The 12,511-nt window shown below is 46.4% G+C and carries 10 protein-coding genes; 2 read left to right on the top strand and 8 right to left on the bottom strand.

The window, feature by feature from the left end:
- Positions 1-186: 186 nt before the first annotated feature.
- From P5674_RS13955 to P5674_RS13925, 7 genes are all read right to left on the bottom strand, one after another.
- Positions 187-639 carry a hypothetical protein gene (locus P5674_RS13955; RefSeq protein ID WP_006617511.1) on the bottom strand — a complete coding sequence of 151 codons (453 nt, stop codon included), beginning with the start codon at positions 637-639 and terminating at the stop codon, positions 187-189.
- 68 nt (positions 640-707) lie between these two features.
- A complete protein-coding gene (locus P5674_RS13950; RefSeq protein ID WP_006617512.1) occupies positions 708-1,871 on the bottom strand; it encodes an anhydro-N-acetylmuramic acid kinase in 1,164 nt (387 codons plus the stop codon).
- Positions 1,872-1,881: 10 nt separating this feature from the next.
- The gene (locus tag P5674_RS13945) at positions 1,882-2,613 is read right to left on the bottom strand and encodes a PP2C family protein-serine/threonine phosphatase (RefSeq protein WP_006617513.1); all 732 of its coding nucleotides are present in this window, start codon (positions 2,611-2,613) and stop codon (positions 1,882-1,884) included.
- Positions 2,614-3,125: 512 nt separating this feature from the next.
- Complete coding sequence (locus tag P5674_RS13940; protein ID WP_014276850.1) at positions 3,126-4,892, bottom strand: ABC1 kinase family protein; 1,767 nt, start codon at positions 4,890-4,892, stop codon at positions 3,126-3,128.
- A gap of 82 nt (positions 4,893-4,974) precedes the next feature.
- Positions 4,975-5,295: a DUF6825 family protein gene (locus tag P5674_RS13935; RefSeq protein WP_006617515.1), complete on the bottom strand. Its 321-nt coding sequence runs from the start codon at positions 5,293-5,295 to the stop codon at positions 4,975-4,977.
- Positions 5,296-5,374: 79 nt separating this feature from the next.
- Entirely contained in the window at positions 5,375-7,171 is a 1,797-nt protein-coding gene (locus tag P5674_RS13930; protein WP_006617516.1) for a serine/threonine protein kinase, read from the bottom strand.
- A 176-nt stretch (positions 7,172-7,347) separates the two neighbouring features.
- The gene (locus tag P5674_RS13925; RefSeq protein ID WP_315670046.1) at positions 7,348-8,280 is read right to left on the bottom strand and encodes a DMT family transporter; all 933 of its coding nucleotides are present in this window, start codon (positions 8,278-8,280) and stop codon (positions 7,348-7,350) included.
- A 61-nt stretch (positions 8,281-8,341) separates the two neighbouring features.
- Between P5674_RS13925 and P5674_RS13920 the strand changes: the two genes are divergently transcribed.
- Positions 8,342-9,136 (top strand): MOSC domain-containing protein, encoded by a 795-nt coding sequence (locus P5674_RS13920; RefSeq protein WP_315670045.1) that lies wholly within the window; start codon positions 8,342-8,344, stop codon positions 9,134-9,136.
- A 110-nt stretch (positions 9,137-9,246) separates the two neighbouring features.
- Here the strand turns inward: P5674_RS13920 and P5674_RS13915 are convergent, their stop codons facing one another.
- Complete coding sequence (locus P5674_RS13915) at positions 9,247-9,834, bottom strand: PAP/fibrillin family protein (RefSeq protein ID WP_006617519.1); 588 nt, start codon at positions 9,832-9,834, stop codon at positions 9,247-9,249.
- A 156-nt stretch (positions 9,835-9,990) separates the two neighbouring features.
- On the opposite strand from P5674_RS13915, the gene P5674_RS13910 reads away from it, so the two are divergent.
- On the top strand, positions 9,991-12,363 hold the full coding sequence (locus tag P5674_RS13910) for a serine/threonine-protein kinase (protein WP_043468604.1): 2,373 nt from the start codon (positions 9,991-9,993) through the stop codon (positions 12,361-12,363).
- The last annotated feature ends 148 nt before the right edge of the window (positions 12,364-12,511 follow it).

Below are 12,511 nucleotides of genomic sequence, written 5' to 3'. Positions count from 1 at the left end.
AGGTTCTGGTGTCAATTCTCAATTCCCCAGGACCATATGAATAAACCCGCCCTCACTCACCCACCCACCGGGTGATTAATTAATAATTGTAGTGGCGCGCCTCCCCTATGACCTCGCCTCTCAACGACCATATTAATCAGCCCACCCTCACGCATTTGGTGATTAATAAATGACAATAATACCGATTTAAGTTTTTCGTTCTAAGGTAGCTTCCATGATGCTGGAGAGATTGAGATGATGACCGGCCATCATGCCACTAGAATAATAGTATCGATTATTGTCAAAGCGGCGGAAACTTTCCCAGCCACTGCGTCGCTGGCGTTCATCCCCAAGTACCCAAAAGCGCTGGACAATTAGGGAGGGACTGATTAAGCCTTCGCCTTCGACCTTACCGAAGGTGCTATGCTGCATTAAAAAGGTGTACTGACGTTCGTTGTTGTCGAGTCGTCCTCGATACTGCAAAATGATGTCATCACGATCGCTTCCTGGAAACACCAACTTAGTCACCAGACTGAACCACTGACTCTGATGCCATGCAACTAATGTTTTACCACGAACGCTGATAGGCGCTTGATTACGATCTAGCCAGGTTCCTTCCACCAGCCACTGACCAGGTTCCATTAAAAAAGTGTGAGCCACAGCACTAATTTGTTACTTAGTGGTCGGGAAACTGTTGAGCAGATGCCATTTTGCACCAACTGGGGTTATTATAGCCCAATCATGCGATGAGGGTGAAAAATATTCCCTAACAGGACAGATTGACGAGCGCCTGTAACTTCGGGTAGATTACCAGGAATGCCGAGGGTGCGCCAATAGGCGAGGACAGCAAAAGCGATCGCTTCTTTAAAATCAGGATCAACTCCAGCATCGGCGGTGGTGATAATAGGGATAGGGTGTAAAAGCTGTTCTAGGCGGGTTCGGAGATAGCGATTATGGCATCCGCCGCCACATAGGAGGACTTGATCGGGTAATTGGGGCAAAAAATGGCGATAGCTGTGGGTAATGGAAACAGCAGTAAGTTCTGTTAAGGTGGCGAGAATATCGGCTGGGGAAAGATTATAGACTTGAGTCTGGTGTAAGTATTTTTGGAGATATTCAGTTCCGAACAATTCCCGTCCGGTGGACTTAGGCGGCGGAGTCTGAAAAAAGGGGTCTTCCATCAGCTTTTGGACTAATGGAGTGCAGGGAGTACCACGATGGGACCATGCGCCGTCTATATCATAACTTTGGCGACCATCAGATAGATATGCGACGGCCAAATCTAGTAAAGCATTACCAGGTCCAGTATCCCATCCCCGCACCGGATGTGATCCGGTCATATTTGCGGGAGGTAAAACGGTAACATTGCCAATACCGCCGATATTTTGAATACAGCGATAGAGGTGAGGGTGACGGAGGAGGTAAGCATCGACAGCGGGAACAAGGGGCGCGCCTTCTCCTTGGGCGGCGATATCAGAGAGGCGAAAATTACCAACGGTAGTGATACCGGTTTGATGAGCGATCGCCTCTGGTCGCCCTAGTTGTACACTATAGCCCAAAGGAATGGTGGCATCGGGGTGGGGGGGTCGGTGATAAACGGTTTGACCGTGGGAACCAATTAACTCAGCCGGTGGTGATTGTTGTTGGATATTCAAAGCCGCCCGAGAAAATTCGACAGCGATCGCATCATCACAACTGGCTAAATCAGCCACAGAAATGGATGCACCCCCACACAGGGCTAAAATTTGCGATCGCAGTTGAGGGGGATAGGGATAAGTAGCCTTAGCGAGACATTGCACTTGTAGATCAGTAGTTGATCCTTTCAGACGTACTGAAACCGCATCAATACCATCGACAGAAGTACCGCTGATCAGACCAATAACAATAGTCATGGAAGCCTAATTAATCGTCCTCATTGATCAACACCACAATGACGGTGATATTATCTTTACCTTCCCTGTCAATAGCCGCATCAACCAAAGCCTGAGTCGCCGCCTCACAGGCGCGAATAGATTTAAGCTGATTAGCAATGATAGAATCTGGTAACTCCTCGGTCAGGCCATCGCTGCATAATAATAGGCGATCGCCCGCTTGAATTTCCATGGGAAAAATATCAATTTGAGATAAATCTTCCCGTCCCAAACACTGAGACAAAACGTGCCGCCAGGGATGTACCCGCGCATCATCAGGGGATATAGCCTTACGTTTAACCGCTTGCGCCACCCAAGTTTGGTCTTCCGAAATTTGAGTTAACGTATGTCCCCGTAGGCGATAGAGGCGGGAGTCTCCCACATTAGCACACCAGGACTGCCCGTCACGAAACAAAGCCACCACTGCTGTCGTCCCCATATCAGAACGTTCAGGATGGGAGATTTGGTCATCAAGGATAGCGCGGTTAGCAGCTATAAAGGCTTCCTTGAGTAATACCTGGGAAGGATCGGAAGAATCCCAATGAGCATTAAGATGTTCTGTGATAGTTTTAGTGGCAATTTGACTAGCCTCTTGACCCCCAGCATGACCACCCATACCATCAGCGACGATAAAAAACCGTCCTTCCTGGTCTATGTAATAGGCATCTTGGTTGACAGTGCGGACTTTTCCCGTATCAGTCAAACCCGCGAAATAGCGTTTCATAAATCCTCCTCCGTGCAGACTAGCATCAAATCGGTACTCTGATTAGTGAGGGGGGGAAACTGAGAGTGATTTCTATATTCCATAGGATACCAGCGAGTTGAGTTAACAGCAGTAGCATCTTTGACGGGACGCTTGGACTGAGCTAAAATTCCTTTAATAATATCAGTTTTTTTAGCTAGAAAAATTTTAATATCTTGAGTCCCATTTTTTAGATGACATAGTTACCATAGGATTTACAGGTGGTTTTTTGGCATGAATAACCTAGGTTTAATTTGACCTTTTTATTGGGTCAAGTTATCTGAGAAAATATGAAAAGCAGGTACTTTCACCCCGGCACTTTTTTAGCCCTCTCCACCTATTCAACTGTTGAGTTGGACGGCTTATGACACAGCGATCGCATTGGTTAAGTGATAGCCGATTAGCCGATGACAGGATACCATGGTTGAGGTTGGGCTTGGGTGTCATCCCGAGGAAGCCACGTCGCCCATTCCACAACCCCTGATATCTGATACCTAAAGCATTCTATCAAAGCGATTGATTTGTCTAATCAGCCGTATCAAAACAACTGCCATCAGCAAAGCCAAAAAGGCAATCGCAAGGGCTAACCACACTTTATCACTAATAAACAGTAGTGTTGCCGATAAAGTAAATGCCCCCACTAACAAAGCGTAGTTAGTCCCCATTTGCACGTTGCCGACCCGGCGCAGGAGGCGATCGGTTTCCGTCGCCCGCACCCGCATTCTCAAATCTCCTTGTTCCAATTTATCAAGGGTTTGTTCAATGCGACTAGGTAAACCAAAAGCGGTGGAACTCACCTGAGCCGCTTGACGACCGATTTCATTTATGATACTATTAGTTGTTTGGGAGCCATTTCCATTAGACATAAGTTGTATGGCAAAAGGTTGTGCCACCTCCATAAAATTAAATTCCGGGTCTAAGCCTTTACCGACCCCTTCGAGGGTAGAAAAAGCACGCATCACAAAAGTAAATGTAGCCGGAAAGCGGAAGGGTTGGTCATAGGCTATCTCATAGAGATCATCACTAATAGCGGCAATGGATTGCTCCTCAAAGGGTTGATCCATGAAATTATCTAGCATATACTGGATGGAGCGCCGCACGGGACTCATATCCCCAGTAGGAGCCAAAGCCCCCACTTCAATGAGGGATTTCACGACGCGATCGCCATCCTTATTAGCAATGCCAAAAAGGGTTTCCATCAGCTTTTCCCGCAGATTGGAAGTAATCCGCCCCATCATACCGAAATCATAAAAGATTAGTTGTCCCTGGGGACTAACGGCAATATTACCCGGATGAGGGTCAGCATGGAAAAAGCCATCATTAAGGAGTTGTTGCAAATAGGCTTTAGCACCCATTTGAGCCAGTTGTTTCCGGTCCAAACCGGAGGCTTCCAGGGCTTCATAGTTACTAATTTTAATCCCGGGAAGGTACTCCAAAGTCAGCACCCGTGGGGATGAAAATTGCCAACAAACCCTAGGAACCTGAACCCAATCACAATGGCGGAAATTACGCCGGAAGGTATCAGCATTGCGACCCTCATTAAGATAGTCTATTTCCTCCCAGAGAATTCGGCAACACTCATCATAAATTCCCAGCCAGTCGCGCCCTCGACCCCATTTAGGATGATTTTGGAAATAGCGAGCAATACCTTTGAGAATAGCCAGATCGACCTCAAATAGCTGTTTAAGTCCAGGTCGTTGGACTTTGACCACCACATCAGCACCGGAGTAGAGTTGAGCCTTGTGGACTTGGCCCAAACTGGCGGCGGCTAGGGGAACCGGGTCAAAGTTACGAAATAGTTGCTCAACGGATTTACCAAAATCTTGGTCGATGATTTCCCGACATTGTTCATAGGGAAAAGCGGGGACACGATCCTGTAGTTTAGAAAGTTCCTCGACATATTCACCGGGGAAGAGGTCAGCACGGGTAGAGAAAAGTTGACCTAATTTGATAAAAGTAGGTCCCAGGTCTAGGAGGCTTTCTCTGACCCAGATAGCCTGCTGTCTCTTTCGGGTTAGTTTTTTGTCTTCGGTGTAACCACCTATGTAACTCCATTGTTTGCTGTCTCTCCACAGCCACCCCAGCCAGAGGATAACAAAGGTCCAAATGTCAACAAATCGCCGTTGACGGGAATAATGTTTACGGTTCCAACGGTAGGATTTTTCACCATAGGGTTTGGGAGTGGCTGAAGCCACTGGGTTAGGTGGGATATTTTCATGGTTCCGGTAGGGATGATTTGACTCATCAAGGGGAACAGACACTCGCGTTTCCAAAATTGCGTTTCCAGCTAATCAATGGGTTTAATTAAGGATGTATGACAGGATGTATGGCAGTAGTCTGCACTTAGGCTTGGTTGCGGTAACGCTGTAGCTCCGATCGCATTTGGGCAATTTCCGCCCGGAGGTCGTCGATAGTTTCCTGTAAATCAACTGATTCGGAACCAAAGCCACTATTATCAGCCATTTGATTGATACCCTGTTTTTCCGCCTCAGAATCGGCTTTCTGGATGACCTGATTGGTGAAATCACGGAGTTTCTCCCGTTGTTCGGCATCAAATTTGCCTAATTCACTCAAGCCATTGGACAAGATGTTTTCGATTTGTTCATAGAGTCCTTCGGCTAAGGCGCGGCCCACAAAGAAAGAATGAACAGATGGCTTACTCATATAAAAGTTTTGCTAAGTTCCGTAACAAATTATAACGCGGTTCCTCTCATATGCACGCGCTTTTTGATGTGGAAGCTGATTATCCCTGGGGTCTGGAAGTGAAAAACTGGGATAATTCCCAATCGGGTTGGCTTGGTCTTGGGGGTACAAACTCATCCCAACGTTTTGGGTTTTCGTCCTCAAGGGGGCGATCGCTCTCACGCAGTTGATTGTCTAACCATTGATCATAATCATCCTGAACCTGCCGTTGAGGTAAGGTGGTAGGTAAATCCCGATCGAGAGGTGAGTTGTTGAGAATGTCAGGGTTAACTGGTGCTAACTCTGGTAACTCTAGGGGATAAGAAGGTCGAAAGTCGTCAATAGTGGTCTGGTTTGAACGTCTAGCAGGTATGCGATCGCCATAATCTTCTGTCGGGCGGTTGTGGGTATGATCATCGTGAGAGTTCTGAGTTGGTAGAGGTTCTAGGGCTGGGTAATTCTGCCAATAGGATGAACTAGGGGACTCAGGAAAGGCTTGATCAGCATAATCATCCCTACTGGTGATGCCTCCAGAACCATTGTAGAGATATTGATCATCATCGGTCGTTGGTTGAAAAGCGACATCTTTAATAAGTTCTGCTAGATTGGTACTCCCATCGCCCAATAATTCCAGGTCTTGATCACTAATTAAGTCCGATTCCTGATTTTCTCCCACTAGGGCGGGTGTCTCAAAGATAGGGGAATTTGGATCTATGACCAGGCGTGGCTCTTTTTCGGATTTTAAATAGCTGTCGCTGGGTCGGGTAGCTAATTGTTGACTATAGCTGCGCGTAATTGCAAACCCTAACCAACCGGAGATCATAGAAGTGAGGAAAAATGCTAGGAATAGCCCCCATTTCGGAACAGGCGATCGCCTCATGTATTTGGTAGAAGATTGTTGCCGATGATATCCTGCTGAGGTGGCAGAATTATCATTAGGGGTATTCTGGGTGCTAGTCTGTGTTTCTCGGTTATGGTTTTGGTAGGGGACTTTGACCACAGGTTCCCTGATAATTAGGGCTTTTTCCGGGGTAGGGAGGATATTCAACCATTCGGATATGTTAGAGGGACGATTTGAGGCTTGGATCTCTAATCCCCAGCGCACAGCTTCTTCCACGTCTGGGTTTAAGTCTGGGTGCAATTTTCGCAGTGATGGTTTTTCGACACCGATTAATTCCCCTGTGAGTTGGTTAGCACATAGGGGCGCTTCTAGGGGTGTTTCCCCAGTCAATAGATAGTATAGTAGGGCTGAGAGTGCATAGATGTCTGTGGCTGGGCTAGGTTGTTCATTGGGAAGATATTGTTCAAGGGCGGCATATCCACCGCAGAGGGGACGGTTATAAATATAGCGGTTGAGTTGATCAGGTTTGAGATGACTACCTACTCCCAAACCACTAAGTATCACGGAATTACTCCCGGTCGGCTTAATAATGCAAGCCGGTTGCAGATTACAGTGAATGAGTCCTTGTTGATGAATTACTTGTAGGGCTAATGCGATTTGGCGAATGTAGTGAATAGCCTGTGGGACGGGTAGGGGGGGCTGAGTTTTTAGATACTCTTGTAGAGATTGACCGGGAGTATAGGTCATAACTAAAAATGGGAAGCCCAGTTCATCAAATAAGTCTATAATCCCGACTAAATTGGGATGCTGACAGCGACTCCAACGTTTAGCGATCGCCATAAATTGATGTCGCAGTTGTGGGATATTTTGATCAGGGTCTAGGTTCGGGTCAAGGGTTCTAATGGCAACGATTTGACCTGTTACCTGATTAGTCCCCCTGTAGGCAATGCAGAAATCTCCCTGACCTAAAATGCTATCAATTCGATATTTTCCATTCCCAACAGTGGTTAAGTTCATTTCCCGACCTTCCAATTTTAGCCCTAATCGTTGATCTGGTTCCGGCTATTATGCGATCGCCAATCACCATAGTTATACCAGTCCTAGGATAGTCTAATGCCTTTTGGCAATAGTAGTGTGTTCCTTAACCTTGATTTAGCCATAATTCGGCTGTAAGTTTAGGAGCTTGCCGTTTCCTATGGGCTATATTCACTTTTAGAGGCATTTTTGCCGATAGTAGCGATCGCCACTCCGGTTAGAATGACTATGGCTCCTAATATTAATCGCATTGAGGGAACTTCTGCAAATAGCAGATAGCCCAAAAAACTCGCCGCCACAGGTTCGAGTAAAATAGCCAGTGTTACTAGGGTGGGGGAAGTACGGTTAACCGCCCAATTAAAGCTGGTGTGGCCAATTAGTTGGGGCACTAATCCCATCAGGATTAGATAAAAATAGACTGTGGGAGAATGACCAGTATAGTTAACTCCCCATAGTAGAGGTAGGGGTAGCAAAATCATCGCTCCTAGAGTATAGGCGATCGCTATATATGCACTTAGGGATAGTCCCCGCTGTTGTGCTTCTCTTCCTAACATCAGATAAAGGGCGGCGGTGATCGCACCCATTAGGGCTAAAACATTCCCGGCGATCGGATTAGACGCTACTGTGGGTAATTTAGCATCTGCTAAACCGATAATCATACCTCCACTCAGGGCGATCGTCATTCCTAATATGGTGGCTTTCCCAGGTTTTTCGTGTAACCATAGCCAAGATAACACCGCTACCCAAATAGAACTGGTAGTCACAATAGTAGTTGATGCCGCAATGGATGTATAAGATAGGGAAGTTATCCAGACAGCAAAATGGCTGGCTAAACATATCCCAGCAGCAATGGCGTAGAATATCCCCTCTCGTTTATAGGTGCGCCAGGAAACTCTCCCCCAGGTGGGGGTTAGCAATAAAGCCGCAATAGATAGCCGGGAGGCAGATATTAGCAAGCTAAACCCTACCCCCCGCAGCCCCGCTGCATCAATGGCTAAACGCACGAAAATTGACCCCGTAGAGATGGCTACCACACCCAGAAAGACGATCGCTATAACTAGCCAAGGGCGCTCATTATTTAAGGTTTTCATGACGGGCTATCTGATATGGTTTTTATATGGTTTGATGGAGTTTGATGGAGTCGGGTAGGTTATGAAGATTAAGACAATATTTGTACATCCTGTTAAGGGTTTGACCGCGCAAGTATGCGATCGCGTCCAATTGGTGGAAAACTTTGGCATTTTTGGCGATCGCGCATTTGCTTTGATGTTTACAGATATGGGAGAGGCGCAACCGCTGACTCCCTGGCTATCAAAAAAGCATTTTGCTGTTCAAAATGATTGGGGACACTTAGCTAGTCTCAATTGTGCTTATGATACTACCAGTCAGACTTTGGAAATTACCAAAAATGGGGAATTGTTAGTGGCGGCTAATGTAGGGACTGAAACCGGACGCGATCGCATTAGTGCCTTTTTCAGTGAATATCTACAAACTCTCAGCCCTAGTCCCTCTGCTAGACATCCCCAATATAGTCCTGTGCGTTTGGTGGGAAGCACTACCGGGGAAACTCGCTATCAAGACCGTGACCAAGGACAGATTTCGATTATTTCTCAGGCTACCCTCGATGATATTGCTGAAAAAGTTGGGGTTAATTACATTGATCCGCGCCGTTTTCGAGGGAATTTTATAGTTGATAATATTCCGGCTTGGTCGGAATTTAACTGGGTAGGAAATCGCCTCAAATTGGGGTCGGCTTTGGTGGAAGTAATCGCCCCTATTGGTCGCTGTATGAATATTGATGTTAACCCAGATACAGGCGATCGTGATATTCCTCTGTTGTCTCAACTCTCCGCCAAATTCGGACACGCTCAAACTGGAGTCATTGCTAAAGTTATCACTGGTGCAGTTGTAACCACAGGAGAAACCGTAACCATTAATAACCATTAAATAGTATCAATAATTGATTATTAATAATACCGAAAAAATGGCATTCATTTAGCATAAAATAACCCCAAAACCAGCAATTTTCAGAGTCATCATAGTAGGGGAGACGGGTATTAATTAACTTTAGTGAGGACAAAAACACTCCCGACATTACCTCTGCCAATCCGCATATCTTCGTCCAAATAAGTAATATCTAACCATCCTTGTTGTTGCTGTTCTTGGAGGGTAAAATCTACAGCCAAGAACTTTTTATCAGATTCAATTTCATCAATAAACTGATTAGGGTATTGATAGGATATCAGGCGTTGTAAGCCGATGACAAAACGATTAAATTTAACCTGAACTCGCTTTTGAGAAACCGCTTCAAATCGGGCAGCCACACTAACCATGCCTTCCAAATAGGGGATACCGACAATTTCAGCAATGTTGTAAATTTTGCCAGTGCGGGCGCGAATACATTGATAAATCTGCCCCAAATTATAAAAAGGAAAGCGGTCAATTCCCAAAAGTTCTTGGCTGTTGGTGTAAAGTAGTCGCCAATTGCCATCTAATAACTCAATTGCTTCTACAGGTCGAGGTGTGGGGTTATAATCTTCCAATTGAGCGATCGCAGAGAGAATAGCAGTTTTGTCGCTCTCTGTAGCCAGTAAACCTCGATTTTTACCGGCAATGGCTTCTAATAAAGTCGCTTTTTTGAGCATATCACAATGTTTTGGGGATAAATTTGGGGAACCCAGGTGGTTTTCAGCACTAGTTTAACCTGCTATAATGACTACCAATGCCATAGTATAGCGATAAATTACCCGACCTGCCCCTAAAATGTGTCAAAATCTGAAATTTTCTTGAGGCTAAACTGAATGCTTCCTAAAGTTATTGGTGGGCGCTACAAATTACTACAAAGGATTGGAGGAGGATCATTTGGCCAGACCTATCTGGCCGAGGATAGTCAGTTGCCTGGAAACCCTGAATGTATCGTTAAGCAACTCAAACCTCAAATTACTGATCCAGGAACCCTACAAACGGCTAGAAGGCTATTCAACAGTGAGGCTCAAGTGTTGCATAGCTTAGGCTCTCGCCATCCTCAAATCCCGACATTGTATGCTTACTTTGAAGAAGACCAGGAATTTTATCTGGTACAGGAGTTAGTAAGGGGGGAACCACTAACAGAAGAGCTACCCCCTGGCAGCCATTGGACAGAAGCCCAGGTAATTGACTTTTTGGAGGATATTCTGTCAATTTTGGATTATGTGCATCAGCAAAACGTGATCCATAGAGATATTAAGCCGTCTAATATTATGCGACGCAATGCAGATCAAAAGTTGATGCTGATTGACTTTGGGGCGGTCAAACAAATTCAAAAAGCAGCCGGGGGTAGTGATTCTAATTTGACGGTTGCTATCAGTACATACGGGTATTCGCCACCGGAGCAACTTCAGGGGAAACCTCATTTTAGTAGCGATTTGTATGCGGTGGGAATGACGGCAATTAGGGCTTTAACAGGTATTCAGCCTCACCAATTAGAACGAGATCAGGCGGGAGAATCAATCTGGAAGCCGAAAGCCTGTGTTAGTGACGGGCTAACTGCTATTTTAGATCGGATGGTGGCATCTCATCTGGTCGATCGCTATCAGTCGGCGGCAGAGGTTTTGGCTGACGTGCAACGGCTTAAACAGGTGGTAAATGACCCAACTATGCTCACCAATGCAGGGGGAGTAGTGGCGGCGACTCAAGTGCGCCCGCCCGCCACTGGGGGACATATTTCGGGGGAAGAGACCAGACAACAAACGATGGCGGGGACTGCGGTGGGAAATAATTTGGCTCCAACTATTGCACCCTCACCTAGTCCGGGTGTGGCGCAGTTGCCAACTCTGGTTAAGTCCAATCCGACAACGGTTTCCAAAGGGTTATCGGTAAAAGGGTGGTATGTGGGGGCGGCTTTGGCTGGGTTGCTGGTATTTTTGGGATTGTTTGAGCTAGTAGTGCCGACTTTTAGACCTGCTTACTATGTGCGACGGGGTAATCAACTGTTAAACGATGCTCGCGCCGAAGATGCTCGCAATATGTTTGTTCGCGCTACTGAAATTCAACCTAATCATGCGGCAGGTTGGGCGGGTCAAGCGAATGCTTTGGCGGAATTGGGAAGGCACGATCGCGCTTTGGTAGATTATCAAAAAGCTCTGGAATTGGACCCAAACAACCCTGATTTGCTGACGAGTAAGGGAACATTACTTTATCAAATGGGAGAGCCCCAGAAGGCTTTAGATACTCATGAACAGGCGATCGCCATTGATCCTAATTATGCTAGGGCTTGGCATGGTAAGGGTATTGCTTTAATTGGTTTGCAGCGATACGATGAGGCGGTGGAGGCTTTTGATCAGGCGAAAACTCTTAGGCCATCTGCTCCTAGTGTTTGGCAAAGTAAGGCGATCGCTCTGGAATATCAGGGAAAAATGGCTGAGGCGGCGCAGGTGTATTCCGAAGCACTGGCTACCTATGATGATATTTTGAGAGAACAACCTCGACGGGCAGAAATTTGGGTCGAACGCGGTTCTGTACTGAGTAAGTTAGGCCGCCATGAACAGGCTTTAGAGTCCTATGAGAAGGCTTTGGAAATTAACCCAGATCACTTTCAAGCCTTGCTACAAAAGGGCAATGTCTTGTTTTCTCCCCTGGGACGTACTGAAGAGGCGGTGACGATATCAGATCGCGCTATTGAAGTTCAGCCAGAGTCTCATCTAGCTTGGCATAATCGAGGATCTATCCTGGCTGGTGGTCGGGGAGATTTTGAAGGGGCGATCGCCGCCTATGACCGGGCGATTGAGTTGCGGCCTTCGTTTGTCCCGGCTTTACGAGATCGAGGGTTTGCTCTCAGCCAGTGGAGTCAGGCGCTACAGGCTGAAGGAAATACGTCAATGGCTTCTTCTAAGGCTAATGCAGCCCTTGAGTCTTTTGATCAGGCTTTGAATATTAACCCTAATGACCATCAATCTTATGTGGGTAGGGCGATCGCTTTGAGTCATCAAGGACGCTATGATGAGGCGCTCAATGCCTTTGACCGAGCCCAGGAAATTCAACCTCAAGATCCCTTGATTTGGGTGAATAGGGGTTTGGTTTTGGAAAGAATGGGGCGGAATAACGAGGCGATCGATGCTTATGACCAGGCTCTGAAAATTCAACCCGGTTTCCCCCCGGCTGTGCGATCGAAAAATCAATTGCAACAGCGCCTATAACTCACAGATACTTGGCGACTTTTCTCCCCAGCCCTACGCAATGGTCTGGGGGCTTTAATTGGGGGTTAGGTTATATATGCGCGCACATTTTCCCATGATACTATCTTAACTCCAATCCCCGAAAATGTCAAGGGGAAATTTAGAGAAA

The organism is Limnospira sp. PMC 289.06 (assembly GCF_032350395.1).
Taxonomy (GTDB): domain Bacteria; phylum Cyanobacteriota; class Cyanobacteriia; order Cyanobacteriales; family Microcoleaceae; genus Limnospira; species Limnospira platensis.
Note: the sequence above shows the minus strand (reverse complement) of the source record. Positions and strands in the feature narration are given on the sequence as shown.